At 48.4% G+C, this 19,598-nt stretch carries 10 protein-coding genes; all 10 read left to right on the top strand.

Going from position 1 to position 19,598, the window contains the following annotated elements:
* The first annotated feature begins 183 nt into the window (after positions 1 to 183).
* The 10 genes from ACYVGR_RS37270 (at position 184) to ACYVGR_RS37225 (ending at position 19,569) form a co-directional block, all read left to right on the top strand.
* Complete coding sequence (locus ACYVGR_RS37270; RefSeq protein ID WP_460965956.1) at positions 184 to 1,620, top strand: DUF1501 domain-containing protein; 1,437 nt, start codon at positions 184 to 186, stop codon at positions 1,618 to 1,620.
* 44 nt (positions 1,621 to 1,664) lie between these two features.
* A complete protein-coding gene (locus ACYVGR_RS37265; RefSeq protein WP_460965954.1) occupies positions 1,665 to 3,983 on the top strand; it encodes a PSD1 and planctomycete cytochrome C domain-containing protein in 2,319 nt (772 codons plus the stop codon).
* A gap of 199 nt (positions 3,984 to 4,182) precedes the next feature.
* Positions 4,183 to 5,637: a DUF1501 domain-containing protein gene (locus ACYVGR_RS37260; protein ID WP_460965953.1), complete on the top strand. Its 1,455-nt coding sequence runs from the start codon at positions 4,183 to 4,185 to the stop codon at positions 5,635 to 5,637.
* A gap of 135 nt (positions 5,638 to 5,772) precedes the next feature.
* Complete coding sequence (locus tag ACYVGR_RS37255) at positions 5,773 to 7,959, top strand: c-type cytochrome domain-containing protein (protein WP_460965952.1); 2,187 nt, start codon at positions 5,773 to 5,775, stop codon at positions 7,957 to 7,959.
* Between the two features lie 257 nt (positions 7,960 to 8,216).
* Entirely contained in the window at positions 8,217 to 11,420 is a 3,204-nt protein-coding gene (locus tag ACYVGR_RS37250; RefSeq protein WP_460965950.1) for a SusC/RagA family TonB-linked outer membrane protein, read from the top strand.
* Positions 11,421 to 11,520: 100 nt separating this feature from the next.
* Positions 11,521 to 13,038, top strand: coding sequence for a RagB/SusD family nutrient uptake outer membrane protein (locus tag ACYVGR_RS37245; RefSeq protein ID WP_460965948.1), 1,518 nt, complete (start codon positions 11,521 to 11,523; stop codon positions 13,036 to 13,038).
* 396 nt (positions 13,039 to 13,434) lie between these two features.
* Complete coding sequence (locus ACYVGR_RS37240; protein WP_460965946.1) at positions 13,435 to 16,131, top strand: c-type cytochrome; 2,697 nt, start codon at positions 13,435 to 13,437, stop codon at positions 16,129 to 16,131.
* 106 nt (positions 16,132 to 16,237) lie between these two features.
* A complete protein-coding gene (locus ACYVGR_RS37235; RefSeq protein WP_460965944.1) occupies positions 16,238 to 17,017 on the top strand; it encodes a 3-keto-disaccharide hydrolase in 780 nt (259 codons plus the stop codon).
* 106 nt (positions 17,018 to 17,123) lie between these two features.
* On the top strand, positions 17,124 to 18,176 hold the full coding sequence (locus ACYVGR_RS37230) for an aldose 1-epimerase family protein (protein ID WP_460965942.1): 1,053 nt from the start codon (positions 17,124 to 17,126) through the stop codon (positions 18,174 to 18,176).
* 169 nt (positions 18,177 to 18,345) lie between these two features.
* Positions 18,346 to 19,569: a class I mannose-6-phosphate isomerase gene (locus tag ACYVGR_RS37225; protein ID WP_460965940.1), complete on the top strand. Its 1,224-nt coding sequence runs from the start codon at positions 18,346 to 18,348 to the stop codon at positions 19,567 to 19,569.
* Positions 19,570 to 19,598 lie beyond the last annotated feature (29 nt).

The following is a 19,598-nucleotide window of genomic DNA, read 5'->3' as shown; positions in this document are numbered from 1 at the left end:
TTTCTATAAACATCTGACCCCGACGGGGTCACACAATTAGCCTGACTCCAAGTATTCTCCGTCCTCGCTTGGCTATGTTGAGTGAGGATGTGAACCTAACATAAAGTAAATAATAACACTAACCACCTTATAACTGCCTAATGTACAAGCCGCAGGCTGAGGTACTTTGACGAACACAACGACATGAAAACGTACTGGAACAGACGGGAGTTTTTACAGAAAACAAGTGCCGCTACCCTGGCGGCTTTGGCGGCTGGTGCTCCTACGTCGAGTCTTTTGTCGAGTTGCAGTCCGTCGAAGAAACCGGGACAGACGAACGGTACTGCCGACACCGTAATTCTGCTCTGGATGGCGGGCGGCATGGCGCATACCGAAACCTTTGACCCAAAACGCTATACCCCTTTCACAAAGGGTATGCAAGGCAATCGGGTACTGAGTACGTTTAAGTCCGTGCCGACGGCGCTGGATGGCATTCACTTTTCGGAAGGGCTCGAATCCATTGGCAACGTGATGGATAAGGGCACCCTGATTCGCTCGTACGTGGCGGCCGATATGGGCCATATTCTACACTCGCGCCATCAGTATCACTGGCACACCTGCTATGAGCCCCCGCAAACGGTAGCCGCTCCACACCTGGGTTCCTGGATTGCCAAAGAACTGGGTCCGAAAAACCCGGTGATTCCCGCCTTTGTCGATATTGGTCAGCGGTTTACAGTGGGCGAAGCCGAAGAGCTGAAGGCATTCCATACGGCGGGTTTTCTGGGGAATGAATTTGGCCCCTTCTTTATCCCTGATCCTAGTCAGGGACTGGAAAGTGTTCGTCCTCCCGTTGGGATGGATGCCAAACGTTTTGAGCGTCGTAATCAGCTCTACAACGACCTGATCAGTAACGGGCCGATGGGCGAGTTTGGTAGTGATTACCAGAAAGAGTCGCTCAAACGGTCGATGGAACAGGCGTATAGGCTGCTCAATTCTCCTGAGGCTAAGGCGTTTGATCTGAGCCAGGAACCCAAAGCCAGCTACGACATTTATAACACCGGAAAATTCGGACTAGGCTGTCTACTGGCCCGCCGACTTACGGAACAAGGAGCGAGGTTCATCAGTGTAACGACTGAATACGAGCCGTTTAAAGGCTGGGATACGCACGAGAATGGACACACGCGTCTGGAGGATATGAAAAAACAGATCGATGGTCCTGTGGCGCAGCTTATTAAAGATTTGGATAAAACCGGCCATCTGGATCGTACCATCGTCATTCTGGCCAGTGAATTTAGTCGGGATATGATGGTTGAAGGACGTCCCGACGCGAAAGTGCTGGAGCAAGTCAACCAGCCGGATATTCTGTCGGATTTGAAGTTTTATGGTATGCACCGCCACTTTACCGATGGGTGTTCCATTCTGATGTTTGGCGGGGGGATTAAGAAAGGCTTCGTATACGGCAAAACCGCCGACGAACGCCCGTGCAAAACCATCGAAAATCCAGTGCGTATCGACGGCATTCACCAAACGATTTATCATGCTTTGGGCATCCCGCCCGATACGCATTACGAAGTGGAGAAGCGTCCGTTTTACTCAACTCCAGACGGTTTAGGAAAACCCGTTATGGACTTGCTGATTTGATGGCACGAGGCTAGAGCCTCGCGCTATCCTAAACAAATCTTGGTATGCGAATACATCCATACTATTTACTGGCTTTGATGGCGGGGTTTGTATGGTATATGCAATCCTGCACAAGTAGTTCCGCTAACCACAGCGGATCGGAGGCTATTCCGGAGGTGGTTAGCTATAACTTCGATATACGCCCTATTCTTTCCGACAAATGCCTGGCCTGTCATGGTCCTGACGCCAATAAGCGCGAAGCCGGACTACGGCTCGACGTGGCCGAAAGTGCGTATAAAGCCCTGAAAGAACACCCATCGGCTCATGCGCTGGTCCCCGGCAAACCGGAGTTGTCGGAAGTGTTCTTGCGCATCAGCTCACCCGATACCGCGATGATGATGCCCCCGCCGTCGTCGAACCTGAAACTATCGGCTCGTGAAATAAAGCTGATCGAAAAGTGGATTCAGCAGGGCGCACAGTACGAGAAACACTGGTCATTTGTTGCGCCAAAGAAACCGGTTATTCCGACTGTAAAGCAGACCGACTGGCCAAAGAACGAAATCGATTACTTCATTCTGCAAAAGCAGGAAGAGAAGGGGCTGAAGCCTAATGATGAAGCAGATAAGGAGCGATTGCTAAAACGACTGAGCCTGGATTTAATTGGGTTGCCGCCGAGTCTTTCATTGATGGATAGCTTTCTGGCCGACAAGAGCGCGAATGCTTACGAGAAAGTTGTCGATCAACTGTTGAAAAATCCGGCTTACGGCGAAAAAATGGCCCTGCACTGGCTTGACTTAGCCCGCTATGCCGATTCGCATGGGTATCAGGATGATGGCTACCGGACGCAGTGGCCCTGGCGCGATTGGGTCATTCATGCCTTCAACAAAAACATGCGCTACAATGATTTTGTGACCTGGCAGTTGGCGGGCGACTTAATGCCAAACTCTACCAAAGAGCAACTCCTCGCGACGGGCTTCAACCGGAATCACAAAATAACCGAAGAAGGAGGCACGATTCCTGAAGAGTACCGGACGATGTACGTAACCGACCGAACGGATCTATTGGGTAAGGGATTGCTGGGCGTGACCATCGAATGCGCGCACTGCCACGACCATAAATATGATCCGTTTCCGCAGAAAGAATATTACCAGCTTTTTGCCTTCTTCAACAACGTGAAAGAAGTGGGTATCGAATCGGTGATTGGTGGCCCCGATACTTATGCCAAGAAACCACTAATGGAAATCTGCGATGAAGACATTCAAAGCATTTTGTCGTTTGTCAATAAGCGAGATACGAACCGGCTGATTGTGTCGGTCATGGGTGATCTGGATACGACCCGCAAAACGTTCGTGCTGAAACGCGGGGCCTATGATGCGCCCGGTGAAGAAGTGCAGGTGGGGACACCGACGGCTATTCTTCCGTTCAATCCGAGCTATCCCAAAAATCGGTTAGGGTTATCCAAATGGCTATTTGATAAAAAGAATCCGCTGACGGCTCGTGTGTATGTCAATCATTTATGGCAGGAGTTTTTCGGGAAAGGTATTGTAAAAACCTCCGGCGATTTTGGTATGCAGGGCGACCTCCCAACGCACCCCGCTTTGCTCGATTGGCTGGCCGTCGATTTTATGGAGCATGGCTGGGATATCAAACGGCTGGTCAAGCAGATGGTGACTTCGGCTACCTACCGACAATCGGCTGTGATAATGCCTGAAAAACTGGCAACAGACCCAGACAATGTGCTACTGGCACGTGGGCCCCGCTACCGAATTCATGCCGAGTTTATCAAAGATTTAGTTTTGAGTAGTAGTGGCTTGCTAAACCCAACCATCGGTGGGCCAAGTGTAAAACCGTATCAGCCTGCGGGTTTGTGGGAAGGAGCTACATCAGGGCGTGGGCTGCTTTCTGCTTACAATCAGGATCATGGCTCAAGCCTGTATCGGCGAGGCATGTATACGCTCATCAAGCGAACCGTTCCGCCACCATCCATGGCAATTTTCGATGCCAGCAACCGCGATCTCTGTGAGGTCAGACGTTTGAAAACCAACACACCATTGCAGGCGTTGGTCATGCTCAACGACCCAACCGTGCTGGAAGCGTCGCGAGTGTTGGCGGCTCGGCTATTGCAGGAAAATAGTGTCGTGAACGATAAAATTAACAAGGCGTTCCGTCTGATTGTGAGTCGGAAACCCAACGAAAAAGAAACCGAACTGCTAACGACCTACTACGAAAAAGAGCTGAAAAAGCTTACGCCCGCTAGTACAGAGAAATCGCTGTCCGTGGGCGAATATCCCATTCCGGCTCGTATCGATAAGACCAAGCTAGCGGCTCTTATGCGGGTTGTAACGACGATTTATAATCTGGAAGAAACCATCACGAAGTCGTAAGAAGTTTCGACAGGATTTACAGGATGAACAGGATTTTGAAATAGAAAAACCGCATCCTCGGTTTGTGTCTTCACAGAACACTTTATATGAGCTACTGTACATAGACCGAGGGCGCAAGATTTATAGTATAAGGGAGGATTTAGGAGTAGAAAAAATCCTGTTTTATCCTGTAAATCCTGTCGAATAATCATTTCCCGATATGGAAAAAGAAATTCTCGAACATGGTCTGAATTTTAACCGGCGTCGTTTCCTGTCCCGATTGAGTTTGGGGCTGGGCAGCGCGGCTTTGGGTTCACTACTGATTCCTGATTTGTTCAGTGGTAGTGGGATGGATGAAGAGGGGCTAACGCCCGGCATTCCACACTTTGCACCGAAGGCGAAACGGGTGATTTACTTATTCCAGAATGGTGCACCGTCGCAGCAGGAATTGTTTGATTACAAACCCAAACTGCGGGAAATGATGGGGCAGGAGATACCCCCTTCGGTGCGGGGAACACAGCGCCTTACGGGCATGACGGCTAACCAAAAAGAGTTTCCATTGGTGGGCTCGTTTGTCGATTTCAAGCAGTATGGTCAGTCGCGGGCGTGGGTGAGTGACTTATTCCCGTATACGGCTAAAATCGTAGACGACCTCTGTATTGTGAAGTCCATGTACACCGAAGCCATCAACCACGACCCAGCTCTAACGTTTTTGCAGACGGGTTCGCAGCAGGGAAACCGCCCGAGTATGGGTTCCTGGTTGAGTTACGGATTGGGTAATGAGAATAAGAACCTGCCCAACTTTACGGTATTACTGTCGCGGGGAATTGGCAATGGACAGGGCGTTTATTCCAAACTATGGTCGAATGGATTTCTGGATTCCATTCATCAGGGCGTGCAGTTCAGCAAGGGCGAAGACCCCGTTTTGTATCTCCGCGACCCCGACGGAATGAATCGGCAGGATCGTCGGGACATGCTCGATAATCTGGCTCAGCTCAATGACCTGGCCTATCAGGAGTTTGGCGATCCGGAAATAACCGCCAAAGTGAAGCAGTACGAAATGGCCTACCGGATGCAGACTGCTGTGCCCGAAGTCATGGATTTGTCGAAGGAGCCCGACGATATTATCAAACTCTATGGCCCTGATTGTCTGGTGCCGGGCACGTTTGCTGCCAATTGTCTTTTGGCCAGAAAGCTATCCGAAAACGGCGTTCGGTTTGTTCAATTGTACCACCAGGGTTGGGATCAGCACGGGAATCTTCCGTTCGAAATTGCTAAGCAAGCGAAAGACGTCGATCAGGCATCGGCCGCTTTAGTAACCGACCTGAAACAGCGCGGCTTGCTCGACGAAACATTGGTGATTTGGGGCGGTGAGTTCGGCCGAACCAGCTACACACAGGGCAAACTGACCAAGGACAATTACGGTCGCGATCACCATCCACGATGCTTCACAATCTGGATGGCGGGCGGTGGTATCAAATCTGGCATTGTGTACGGCGAAACCGACGAAATGGGGTATAATATCATTAAAGACCCTGTGCATGTGCATGATTTCCAGGCTACTGTGTTGAATCAAATGGGCCTCAACCACGAAAAGCTGATCTTCAAACACTTGGGCCGTCGGTATCGATTGACAGATGTGTCTGGGAAAGTGGTGCATGATATCATCGCGTGACAAAGTTTTTCTTTTCGACAGGATTTACAGCCGGGCCGCCGATGCGGATGAACAGGATTGTCTAATTCTCTTTTTAAATCCTGTTTTATCCGCATCGGCGGCCCGGCTGTAAATCCTGTCAAAAAAAAAGTCTTCATGAATAAGCGGCTGATCGGATTGGCGGAACAGGCTTTGTTTGCCTCAACAATCTTCATCGTGTTTCTATTGCTGTTCAACAGCCGATTCGTCGTCCCCATGTGGCTACAACCGTTGGGGCGGATGCATCCGTTGTTGCTTCATTTCCCAATTGTCATTCTGTTGCTGGCCATGAGTATGGAGGCTTTTCGCTTTCGGATGACCAGTGCTGCGAACCCCGCCGTTTCGGAGTTTTACCGTGATTTTCTGAACAGCCTACTGTTAGTTGGCGCTTTGTCGGCTGGGATTACAGTCATTATGGGCCTGTTTCTGGCTAAAGAAGATGGCTATAGTGGCCAGGCACTTTCGTGGCATAAATGGACGGGTGTGGGTATCTTTTTTATGTCATCGCTGATTTACTGGATGCGAAACAAAAGCTGGTATACTGTTAGAATTGCTCAGGTGAGTGCCGCAACAACAATCCTGTTTTTGATTGGCGCAGGTCATTACGGTGCCACCTTGACCCACGGCGATAACTTCCTGTTTGAACCGATCAGCAATCAGTTTAAACCTGCTCCCGTTTCGCTCGATAAGGCGCTGGTGTATGCCGATGTGATCCAACCCATTTTTGAGCAAAAGTGTGTCAGTTGTCATAACCCCGATAAGCTGAAAGGACAACTAAATCTGTCTTCGGTAGAAGCTATGTTGAAGGGTGGGAAAACGGGCAAATTGTTCGTCGCCGGAAAACCGGATGTAAGCTTGTTACTAGAACGGATTCACTTGCCGCTGGACGAGAAAAAGCACATGCCACCATCCGGCAAAACCCAACTCACACCACAGGAGATTATGCTGTTGTCGTTATGGGTAAAAAATAACGCTGATGTTAAAAAGCGTGTCATCGATCTGCCCGCTAACGACTCGTTACGTGTCATTGCAGCGGGATTATTTAAGCCTAGCGAGCAGACTGAAGAATTTGATTTTGATGCCGCCGATGAGGAGACCGTTAAGAGCCTGAATAACGATTACCGCACGGTTGCTCCACTGGCTAAAGAGTCGCCTGCATTGGCGGTCAATCTGTATAATAAAGCGGCCTTTACCGCTGAGAAACTAACCGAATTGGGGCCAGTTAAACAGCAGATTGTGTATCTGAATCTCAATAAGATGCCCGTAAAAGATGCTGATTTGAAACGTGTTAGTGAGTTTGAAAACCTCCAGAAGTTAGACCTCAATTTTACTGATATTACCGGAGCGAGTTTGGGCGATTTATCCGCGTTAAAACAGTTGAAAACACTATCGTTAGCTGGTACCGGCGTAACGTACGATGTCTTGCAAAAACAGCTTTCTGCTCTTAAAAACCTCAAAACAGTAGCGGTCTGGAATACGAAATTGACAACGGCCCAAATCGGACAGTTACAGAAAGCCAACCGGACTATTCAATTCATTGCCGGGTTCGATGGGGCCAGTAGTGAGCCGATCAAACTGAATCCGCCACAGGTGAAAAATAGTTCGACCATATTCGGGCAATCGCTTGTTTTACAGCTAAAACACCCCGTCAAAGGCGTTGAAATTCGGTTTACGACCGATGGCTCGGAACCTGACAGTATTCATTCGCCGATCTTCAATGGGCAGACGGTACTCAATCAACCGACGCAGATAAAAGCGAAGGCCTATAAGGCGGGGTGGTTTGGTAGCAGTATGGCCACGTTTGACTTCTATAAAAGCAGCTTTAAGCCGGATAGTGTGAATCTGTTGCTGCCATTAAACCCTGTACATCAGGCAGATGGTGCTCATACGTTTTTTGACGGTAAGCTGGGTACCTTTAATGCCAATAGCCCAGCCTGGGCAAACAACTGGGCAGGTTTCCGGAAAAATGACATGGCGCTGGTATGCGAATTTAAAAAACCTGTTACGGTCAATTCCGTCGCGTTACGCGTCATGGTTGAAGAAGAAACCAGTATTTTCCCGCCGAGCGTAATTGAGATTTGGGGAGGGGACAAGCGAGATCAGATGAAGTTACTGGGTACGTTTAAACCTGAGCAACCTACCCAAAAAATACCTCCTGTACTGAAGGCCGTAACCTGCCCGATTAAGCCACAAACTCTATCTTTCCTAAAGATCATCGCAAAGCCGGTCAAACAAATCCCAGGCTGGCACCCGAATAAAGGCAACAACGCCTTACTGCTTGTTGATGAGGTATTTATCAATTGAAAGTAGTCGGGTCGTTCTCTATCCATTTTTAACGTTTATACTATAATGTACCTGCTCGATAGGCAGTGATAATCTCTTGTTTACCAACCATCAGACCAATTAATAAATATATAATAGATAATTTTTATAAATAATTGTACGAAGTGTGGGTAGGTATGGGAAAGTTGATGGTAGTTGATTGGTAATATTTGGCCATGAAACTGACTTTTCCTCAGGATAGTTGGTCGAGCTAACCTTATTACCTATCTAATACTTTTATGAAAAAACTTTATCAGTTGGTGGCACTATGCCTGCTGACAGGCTCTTTCACGAGCTTCGCCCAGGTGCCCAAAGCCGTGCTGTCGGAGCACACTCGTCCCACCGATTTACTGGCGAGAAACACCACGAATCCTCACACTGAAGCGACTGCAGACGTTACTGTATCGGGTAAAGTAGTCGATGAAAAGGGAGTCGGATTACCAGGCGTAAGTGTCATTGTAAAAGGGAGCACTCAGGGTACCAACACCGATGCAAGCGGGAGTTTCAAAGTTGTAGCGCCTAGTACCAGTTCGGTGCTGGTGTTTAGCTTTGTTGGATATGCACGTAAAGAAGTACTTATTGGTAATCAAACGTCGGTAAATGTAACACTGACACCTGATGATCAGACCTTGAACGAAGTTGTTGTTGTTGGTTACGGTAGTCAGCTGAAAAAAGAAATTACGGGTGCTGTACAAACGGTAAGCGCGGCAGAAATAAAAGATTTGCCTGTATCGCAGATTGGCCAAAAACTCCAGGGCCGTCTGGCAGGTGTGCAAATCAACCAGGCAACGGGTAAACCGGGTCAGGGTATCAGTATCCGTATCCGGGGGCAGGTGTCGGTTTCGGCGGGTAGTGATCCACTTTACGTAGTGGATGGTTTCCCCATCACGGGTAACATTGCCCAGCTTAACCCCGACGAAATTGAAGACCTTTCGATTTTGAAAGATGCCGCTTCGACCTCGCTGTACGGTTCGCGGGCAGCCAACGGGGTAGTACTGATTACGACCAAAAAAGGGAAACCTGGCCAGACAAACATCAGCTTTAACACATTTGCGGGGGTACAGCAGGTCCCGATGAAAGGTCGGGTGAAAATGCTGAACGCGGTTGAGTTCGCTCAGTTTAAGAAAGAATACTACGAAGATCAGTTACAGCCTGTGCCAGTCGAATTTCAAAATCCATCTCAGTACGAGGGTAAAAACAACGACTGGTATGATGCGTTGCTGCGGGTAGCGCCTATTCAGAGCTATAATCTGAGCGTTTCGAACAATACGGGCAAAGCTAACACGTCATTGGTTGCTGGTGTACTTAATCAGGATGGGGTGGTGCTGAACAATAATTACAAACGGTACTCGCTACGTCTGAACTCAAATTACAATATATCGGATCGGGTAACGGTTGGCTTTAACGTCGCTCCGTCGTATGTATACGACAATACACCCCGAACCGATGGTGACCGTGGAACCGGGATTTTGTTCAACGCCCTGCACACATGGCCAGTTATGCCTATTTACGATGCTAATGGCGAACTAACCAAATTCAATCAATTCCCTGCCAGCACGGGTAATATTTTCCAGTATCCAAACTGGGTACGGGCAGCTAAGGAATTGATCAATGAGACCAAGAATACGAACCTGCTGGCGAATGCTTATATCAATTACCGGCCGATCACAGGGTTAACGCTCCGGTCGACGATGAACATCGAATACCAGAATTCTAAATTCTTCTTCTTTAACCCATCGACGGCCACCAGCGCCATTAACGTACCCATTCCAACTACGGCGGTTTCAATTCGTCAGGGATTGGAGAACACATCCTGGCTGAACGAAAATCTGGCGACCTATACCCGTAGCTTTAACGATCACAACTTTGAGTTGCTGGCTGGTTTTACCAACCAGTTCTATCGGCAGGAATTCACTCGTATTCAGGCCAATACCTATGCTGATGACCGGCTTCCAACGATTCAGGGCGCGCTTAACATAGACAGAAGCGGCTCAAATACAGCGAATAGCATCAACCAATGGGCTCTGACCTCCTACCTGTCTCGCCTTACCTATAACTATAAAGGCAAATACCTGTTTACGGCGGCTATCCGAAGCGATGGTTCGTCTCGTTTTGGCGCCAATAATAAGTTTGGTACGTTCCCATCAGCTTCGGTGGGCTGGGTAGTATCAGACGAAGATTTTATGAAATCAGTGCTACCCGTTTCGTTTGCCAAAGTTCGGGCTAGTTATGGCGTAATCGGTAATAATAACATCGGTAACTACACATCGTATGCGTTGGTGAACAATACAACCAATGCCGTATTTGGTAGCACGGTTGCTACGGGAGCTGTTGTCACATCGCTGGCTAACCCAAATCTGGGCTGGGAAACGACCAAGCAGTTCGACATGGGTCTTGATCTGGGCTTATTGAATGACCGTATCCAGTTCATCTATGATTTCTATACGAAACGGACAACCAATCTGCTCTATAACGTACAAGTGCCACAGGAGTCTGGTTTTTCTACCTTCCCTGATAACATTGGTGAGATTAAGTTCTGGGGACATGAGTTCTCACTGACAACCAAAAATTCGGTGGGTAAACTGAAATGGACAACTAACGCGAACATCTCGTTCAACCGTAATCTGGTTGTTTCGCTGGCTCCGGGTATCGATCGGGTGTATGGATCGTTCCACATTACGCAGGTGGGTAAGCCTTTTGGTCAGTTCTATGGTTTGGTTAAGGAAGGATATTATACCAGTGCTGAAGAACTCAAAAGCTCGCCTATTATTCCGGGTCGTTCAGCAATAGGTACCATCAAAATGAAAGATGTTAATGGCGATGGAGTAATTACTTACGGTGGCGATGCAGATGACCGGACTATTATTGGTAACCCATTCCCTAAATTCACGTATGGTATTACCAACGATTTGAAATACGGCAATTTCGATTTCTCGATCACAGGTTCTGGCTCTTATGGTAACCAACTTTGGGTTCGCCACTTATATAGCACCGCTAATCTGGATGCCGTATTCAACATGGTTGAAGGCGTAAAAGATCGTTTCCGGGTCCAGAATAGTATGATCAATGGCGTTGGGGTTGCCACCACCGTAATCACTCCAGGTAAAGGAATGTTCGGAGCAACAAACAACGGTGGTAACTATACGGGTATTGAACGCGACTGGAACAGCACACAATTCCTGGCCGATGCTTCCTTCTTTACAATCAAGAACATAACCTTGGGTTACAACATTGGAGCCGTTAACAAACTCTTCAAGTCGGCTCGGGTATATGGCTCAGTGCAGCAGGTCTACATATTCACGAAATACTGGGGTGGTCCTAACCCAGAAACCAGCGGCAACGGATCTGGCGATGGTGATGGTGGTAACTTGAGCCAGGGCGTTGATTTCTCGAACTATCCAGTTCCACGTACCTACACACTCGGCGTTAATCTGAACTTTTAATTCACCGTCATTTGATGATCGTCGAGTTGTCATTCTTGATAATGATTCTCGAATAACAGCTCAACGATCATCAAACAACCTATAAATCATTTCTGACTATATGAAACATAACTATATAGTAACTGGGCTCTTGGCACTTGCCTTAACCAGTTGCAGCAAAGATTTCCTGACTGTTGTTCCCGAAACGGCGCTGAGCTCAGCTACGTTTTTTAAGACGGAATCCGACTTTCAGCAGGCTGTTAATGGGGCTTACGTACCGCTTCGGCAGATGTTCAACGAGCGTGCCTGGGTTTTGGAGGAAATGCACTCCGACAATACGTATTATGCCCGTAACACGTTGTATGGCGCTGTTGACGCCACGGAGAACGTTGCGGATTTTGCCGTTCCAACGGCCAATGGGGTTACGGCCAATGATAACGTACTGGTTCAGTATCGATTGAATTATGTAATTATTTCTCGTGCCAATCAGATTCTATCGCTTATTGATGGCGCTGGGATAACATTTTCTTCGGATGCTTCAAAAAACAATCTGAAAGGTCAGGCGCAGTTTCTACGGGCTTTTGCCTACTTCGATCTGGTTCGGCTGTTTGGCAAAGTACCCCTTCATTTAGTGCCTACTACGGGTCGAGAAGATGCGGCATTGCCTCTGGCTACAACAGACGCGATTTATGCTCAGATTGAAAAAGATGCGCTTGCTGCCAGCACAGGCCTACAAAGCAAAGCTGCACAAGCAGCAACGGATCTGGGTCGGGCTACATCGGGAGCGGCTAAAACCCTGTTGGCCAACCTGTATATCACGCAGAAAAAATGGGCACAGGCTGAAGCAGTCTTGAAAACGATTGATGGGTATACGCTACAGGCCGACTATAACAACGCCTTTTCGTTTACCAGCACCAATAAGAATAATTCGGAGTCTGTATTTGAGGTTCAGTACATGGAAGGTTCGGCTGGTTATAACGGCAACCAGATATATCGGTTCCTGCCTTCTCCGATCTCTGCTGCGGAAATAGCGCCAATTACGGGTACATCGAACCCACAACCCACATCGCAGGAGAGTAATAACATTCCGACGCCAGATCTGATTGCCGCCTACGAAACCGGTGATAAACGGAAAGATATTTCCATCGGTTACGTAACGTTAAGCGGAAGTCTGCGAGACAATAAAACCTATCCGTATATCAAAAAATATGCTCGGGTACACTCGCTGAACCAGAATACCGGTCAGAACTGGCCCGTTTATCGCTACGCTGAGGTGCTGTTGTTCCTGGCAGAGTCGTTAAACGAGCAAGGAAAAACGGGTGAAGCGGCTACCTATATCAATCAGGTACGGGCTCGTGCGGGTTTGGCTGCAACAACGGCATCGTCTCAGGCCGATATGCGGGAGGCTATTTTCAAAGAAAGACGTGTTGAGTTGGCCTTCGAGAACAAACGCTGGTTCGATTTGACCCGGACAGGCCGCGTGAAGGAAATCATTGGTGCCTATGGGGCTAAAGTAAAAGCTAACCCGGCCGCCTATTATTTCCCAGCGGGGGCAGTTCCACCACCAAACGCATTCACGGTTCTGGATGATTATTACGGACTGCCAGCAGTTGAAGCTGCTCTAACGCCCAATTTTTAATTTTTGCATTTAGTAACGGTCAAGAGGGTGTGACCCCGACGGGGTCAAATATTTATAGCCCAATTGGGTTTCTATAAACATCTGACCCCGACGGGGTCAGACCCTCTTCACACATGCTTAGTGCCATATTCGTTTGAAATTTATGTATACCTCCGATAGCCATTTTATCTTTACCAGAGGTATATATACAAAAACAGTTATTTAGTTAAACATAGGTTGGTAAGACTAAATCAATAGAAGCAGAATCGTTTCGGCTCTGCTTCTTTTCTTTCCTCTACCAGCCTCAATTAAGCCGGTATATTGCCCCCTAAAGGAGCTTTATACGTACATGATCTGCTTTACCATCCGACTAACCGCCAACCCGGCACGATATTAACTTACTTACTCAATACGATTATGTTTTTTACCTATAGACCAGCCAAGTTGATGCTTGCCGTTTCGGCCATCGTTCTCGTTGGAGCCTCCTGGGTTAACATGAGTGGAGTGACATCCAGTGCACCCCAGGCCGACAACCCCAAGCTCGACAAACTGAAACTGTTGCCCGGTTTCAAAGCGGAACACCTCTATAGCCCCTCCGACAATAAGCAAGGGTCCTGGGTGGCTATGGCCTTTGATAACAAAGGCCGAATGATTACCTCCGATCAGTACGGTTTTTTGTATCGACTGGAGATTCCACCTGTTGGTTCAGGGGCACAACAACCTAAAATTGAAAAACTAAAGGTCGGAATTGTTCAGCCTGGCGATACCACCGTAGGTATGGGTTATGCACAGGGTTTGTTGTATGCTTTCAACAGCCTCTATGTAATGGTGAACAACCGGGAGAATAAAAACTTTGGAAAAGGAAGTGGCTTGTATCGGTTGCAGGATAAAGACGGCGATGATCAATATGAAACCGTAACACTTTTAAAAGCCCTGAAAGGGGAGGGTGAACACGGTCCTCACAGCATAAAACTCTCGCCAGATGGTCAGTCGTTATATGTTATCGCCGGTAACCATACCGATGTGCCTGAGATGGATGCTTATCGGTTACCATCGAACTGGAAGGAAGATAACCTATTTCCACAAATAAAAGACCCACGTGGCCATGCCAATGACCGAATGGCTCCTGGTGGCTGGATTGCCAATGTATCTCCTGATGGAAAGCGGTGGGAGCTGATGGGCGCTGGTTTCCGGAACGCCTTTGACATTGCGTTCAACGAAGCAGGCGATATGTTTGCCTATGATTCGGATATGGAGTGGGATTTTGGTTTGCCCTGGTATCGCCCAACCCGTATTTGTCATGTACCGAGTGGCGCTGAGTTTGGCTGGCGTACGGGTAATGGCAAATGGCTACCCGCTAATCCCGACAATTTGCCCCCTGTGCTGAATATTGGTCAGGGATCACCAACAAACCTGGTTTATGGAAGTACTGCCCGTTTCCCCGAGCGCTATCGTCAGTCGTTGTATGCCTTCGACTGGAGCTTTGGGATTATCTACTCGATTTACCTGAAACCCAAAGGAGCTACTTATGAAGCTGAACGGGAAGAGTTTATTTCAGGATCTCCACTTCCATTGACCGATGGTACTTTTGGCCCCGATGGCGCGCTTTATTTTCTGACGGGTGGCCGTCGGTTGGAGTCTGATTTATATCGGATTACCTATACTGGCACCGAATCGGTAACACCAGTTGCCAAAGCACCCGTGATTACCAAAGAACACCAGCTCAGAACGCAACTGGAAGAGTATCATAAAGGGCCTAATCCCGCTGCTATTGCAGTTGCCTGGCCAAACCTGAGCCACCCCGACCGCTTTGTACGTTATGCCGCCCGGATTGCGGTCGAACATCAGCCTGTTGCTCAATGGCAGGATAAGGTATTTACCGAAACTGATCCACAACGCATCATTCAATCGAGTGTTGCGCTGGCTCGTCAAGGCGATGCTACCCAGAAAAGCAAATTGATCAATTCGTTGTTGAAAATAAACTTTGCCCAATTACCCGAATCGCAACAATTTGATCTGTGTCGAGCGTTTGAACTAACGTTCCTACGGATGGGCATGCCCGAAGGAGCCGACCGGGATAAAGTAATTGCTTATTTGAATCCTCGCTATCCGGCTAAAACTGCCCTGATGAACCGTGGACTGAGCCGAGTGCTAATTTCATTGGAAGCGCCGGGTGTGGTTAACAAAACCCTGGCCTTGATGGATATAAAAGATGAGCCCGGTAGCCATGATCTCGGTCTCGAAACCTCAACGGCATCATCTGACCTGATTTTGCGTAACCCCCAGTATGGACTGGATATTGCCAGTATGCTAGCCAAAGTGCCACCTCTGCAACAGACATTCTATGCGGTTATGCTTAGCCGCGAGGATGCTGGCTGGACACCAGAACTTCGGAACAAATACTTTAGCTGGTTTGCCAATGCGTTCAAATTTCAGGGCGGTCGTAGTTACGTTGGCTTTATTGATCGGGCTCGTAAACTAGCATTAGCGCACGTACCTAAAGACCAGTTTGACCGCTACGATAAACTATCCGGCGCTGAACTATTGGCTAAATCTGGAAACGATTTTGTAAGCGATTATTCACCTAAAGGTCCTGGTCGTCAGTGGAAATTGGATAAGGCAGTGGCAGTTGTCGATAGCGGAACCGGAATCCGTGATTTTGCTACTGGTCAAAAAATCTATTCGGCCGTTTTGTGCAGCCGCTGCCATTCGATGGGTGGAGTCGGTGGGGATATTGGCCCCGACCTGACACAACTCGGTACACGTTTCTCTAATAAAGATATATTGGAGGCTATCATTAACCCTGATAAGGCCATTTCTGATCAGTACGTATCGACCATTTTCACGCTGAAAAACGGTGAATCTGTCTTAGGGCGTCAGCTTAGTGAAGACAAGACTAGCTATACCATTTCTCAGAACCCATTTGCGCCTGATCAAACGCGGAAGATTGCGAAAAGCAGCGTCGTGTCGAAGAAAAACTCGACCGTTTCGATTATGCTCCCCGGCTTGATCAACAGCCTGAACGGTGATGAGTTGAAGGATTTGGTGGCCTATCTGAAATCAGGCGGCAATCAGAATAATGACGTGTACAAAGCAGGCCTGAAAGGTAAATGATAAGTAGCGCGGACATCTTGTCCGCATAGCCATAAGCTAAAAACAGCTACAACTTGGCTTACAGCTATGCGGACAAGATGTCCGCGCTACAAAAACTAAAATTGACATGCTAAAAAGAAGAAATCTCAACTTTATCCAGCTAGGATTAGTACTGGCGGTCATGACAACCGCCGGTATCAATATATCCTGCGTAGCGCAAAAAAAGAAAGACGGGTTTGTTCAGATTTTTGATGGAAAAACTCTCAAGGGCTGGGATGGCGATCCAACGTACTGGCGGGTTGAAAATGGCAGTCTGGTTGGCGAAATAACGCCGTCTACCTTGCTGAAAACCAACTCCTTTATCATCTGGAAAGGGGGAGAACCCGCTGATTTTGAGTTTAAAGGCGAGTTCAACATCACGCAGGATGGCAACTCGGGCATCAACTACCGCAGCGATCAATTAACCGACGTGCCGTTCGCTCTACGGGGTTACCAGGCCGACATCGACGGGAAAATTCGCTACACCGGTCAGAACTACGAAGAACGGAAACGGACAACATTAGCGTATCGGGGCCAGAGAACGACTATACCACCTTATACCGGACCAGCAACGCCCGAAGGCGTCCGCGCTAACGTGAAAAACAATGCCTGGAGCGGATTGACCGTCACGGGTTCGTTAGGCAGTTCTGATTCATTAAAGACGCTGATCAAGAGTGAAGACTGGAACACCTTCCGGTTGGTCATCAAAGGCAATAAGTTACAACACTACATCAACGATGTACTGATGAGCGAAGTGACCGATGAAGATACCGTAAACGGTAAATCCAAAGGTCTTCTGGGCGTACAGGTACACGTGGGGCCACCCATGAAAGTGCAATACCGCAACCTGATGCTGAAGCAGTTGTAGTTTCGGTTCGCGGTTTTAGGTTTCCGGTTAGCTGACGCGTAAGTAAAACACTTGCGTCAGCTAACCGGAAACTATAAACCGTGAACCATAAACCTATAAATTCATTTTGACACAAAAATCCTGGACAGATAAAGTCTCCAATCCGGCCCAGATCGGCGGTATCGAAACGTCGATACTGGATAACGGATCGGGTCGAGGTACCCGAATTGCGTGGATCAACACCGGAACGGGCCTGCGTTACAAAGTGCTCATCGACCGGGCCATGGACATTGCCGACGCATTTTATAACCAACATAGCCTGGCCTGGCTAAGTCACACAGGCGTAACGCCACCCCAACCGTTTTCGGATAAGGGGATCGACTGGTTGCGGACATTTGGTGGTGGCTTACTCACTACCTGCGGCCTCTCGCACGTAGGCGGTCCCGAACAGGATGCTTATGGCGAACGCGGATTGCACGGACAAATAAGCAACTGCCCTGCCGAAATCGAATCCATTATCCAGCCCGACCCTCTGCTGGGCAGGTTAGAGATGAGCATTACCGGGCGGATCAAGGAAACGAAGATTTTCGGCCCTAGTCTGGAACTACGCCGGACAATCTCCGGTACACTGGGGCAGCCTTTTCTTCGGATTCACGACGAGGTGATCAATCGGGGCAATACATCCGTTCCACACATGCTGCTCTACCATTTCAATTTCGGTTGGCCACTGGTCGATGAAGGGACCGACATCATCTGGAAGGGAGACTGGCAAGCGCGCGAAGGGGGCATCAATGCCGACATCTTCCGAGAGGGCAACGACTTCCGGAAATGCCCCGCTCCATTAGATACACATAGCGGCACAGGCGAAGCAGTTGCCTCGATTGATTGTACCCCCGATAGTGCTGGCCAATGCACGGCTGGTTTGCATAATGCGCAACTGGGTATTGCGGTGGCGCTGCGGTTTCAAAAAGCGCAGTTGCCCTGGCTGATCAATTGGCAACACTGGGGAAAAGGTGAGTATGTGACAGGCCTGGAACCAGCAACGAACCCCTTGATTGGCCAAGCGAAGGCTAGGGAACAGAACGAATTGCTGTTTCTGGCACCGGGCGAGCGCAAATCTTATGATTTAGAAATTGAAATTTTACATGAGAAAGATGCTATAACTGCCTTTCTCTCCTAATATATGGAACGCTGATTTTTATGATCGTTAAGATTTTTGCTGATCTATAGAGGTAAAGAGATTAGATAACATCTTTTCTCCGCCAGTTGAAAGTGAAATCATAATCTAATCATATTCATCATAAAAATCTGCGGTCTATCATCCTTAAGCTGATTATTAATAAACCTGTATGGAAACAACACCAGCACTCAGTGTAATTGAAAAAGCATTAGAACAAGGAAAAGGAGTTTTACGCCTAACCCCAACCTGGGTACCCCGGTCGTTTTGCGTACCAGGCCGTCGGATTAAACTGCACCCAGACGACTACTATGTATTAGGTGGTGAGCGGGGCGGTATCGACGAACGTTGGTTCTCATCGACCACACCCGCTAAAAACGGTCCGCTAACGGGCGAAAATGAAGGCTTGAGCCATGTGGTTTTTAACGACGAAGGCAACGAAGTTCAGTTTTTGCTGAAAGATGCCGTAAGCGAACTCAAAGGCGAATTGATCGGCGACCGGTTGTGGGATGAATACGGTGCCTGGCCCATGTATTCCAAGTTTTTCGATAACATGGGCCCGCTGCCGCACCACCTGCATCACAACGATGAGCAGGCTGCCCTGATTGGTCAGTTGGGTAAACCTGAAGCCTATTATTTCCCACCACAGGTCAATAACCACGGTGGCGATTTCCCCTATACATTTATCGGTATTGCTCCCGGCACCTCGAAAGAGCAGATCAAAGAGTGTCTGCAAAATTTCACCAAAGGCGATAATAAAATCACCAACTACTCGTCGGCCTACCGGCTGGAGCCAGGAACGGGCTGGGATGTGCCACCGGGATTGCTTCACGCACCCGGTAGCCTATGTACCTACGAGCCGCAGAAAGCATCGGACGTATTTGCGATGTACCAGTCATTGGTGAACGAGGCCATTATTCCAGAAGAATTACTGTGGAATGGTACACCAAAAGATCGTATCGGCGATTACGATCAGCTAATGGAAGCCATTGACTGGGAACTGAACACCGATCCGCAAATGATGGCCAACCGATTCATGAAACCACTACCGGTTCGGGATGTGGACGAAATGAAAGCTGCCGGATACAGCGAAGTCTGGGTTTGCTATAAATCAGATGCCTTCAGTGCCAAAGAGTTAACGGTATTTCCCGGCCAGACAGTAACCATCAAAGACAGTGCTGCCTATGGCCTGATCATGATGCAGGGCCACGGCAAACTAAACGATTGGGACATCGAAACACCGACCATGATTCGGTACGGCCAGTTGACGAACGATGAGTTTTTTGTGAGCGAAAAAGCGGCTTTGGAAGGCGTTGTCATCGTTAACCACTCAACCACCGATCCAATTGTGATGCTGAAGCACTTTGGCCCAAGCAACCCGGATTTAGTATTATAGCACGCAGATTTTTAAGATCCTCATGATTA

The sequence above is a fragment of the Spirosoma litoris genome, assembly GCF_054776755.1.
Note: the sequence above shows the minus strand (reverse complement) of the source record. Positions and strands in the feature narration are given on the sequence as shown.

Excerpts from the sequence above, each read along its gene's own strand:
- ACYVGR_RS37270 (WP_460965956.1), top strand. The coding sequence starts at position 184 with ATGAAAACGTACTGGAACAGACGGGAGTTTTTACAGAAAACAAGTGCC.
- ACYVGR_RS37265 (WP_460965954.1), top strand. The coding sequence starts at position 1,665 with ATGCGAATACATCCATACTATTTACTGGCTTTGATGGCGGGGTTTGTA.
- ACYVGR_RS37260 (WP_460965953.1), top strand. The coding sequence starts at position 4,183 with ATGGAAAAAGAAATTCTCGAACATGGTCTGAATTTTAACCGGCGTCGT.
- ACYVGR_RS37255 (WP_460965952.1), top strand. The coding sequence starts at position 5,773 with ATGAATAAGCGGCTGATCGGATTGGCGGAACAGGCTTTGTTTGCCTCA.
- ACYVGR_RS37250 (WP_460965950.1), top strand. The coding sequence starts at position 8,217 with ATGAAAAAACTTTATCAGTTGGTGGCACTATGCCTGCTGACAGGCTCT.
- ACYVGR_RS37245 (WP_460965948.1), top strand. The coding sequence starts at position 11,521 with ATGAAACATAACTATATAGTAACTGGGCTCTTGGCACTTGCCTTAACC.
- ACYVGR_RS37240 (WP_460965946.1), top strand. The coding sequence starts at position 13,435 with ATGTTTTTTACCTATAGACCAGCCAAGTTGATGCTTGCCGTTTCGGCC.
- ACYVGR_RS37235 (WP_460965944.1), top strand. The coding sequence starts at position 16,238 with ATGCTAAAAAGAAGAAATCTCAACTTTATCCAGCTAGGATTAGTACTG.
- ACYVGR_RS37225 (WP_460965940.1), top strand. The coding sequence starts at position 18,346 with ATGGAAACAACACCAGCACTCAGTGTAATTGAAAAAGCATTAGAACAA.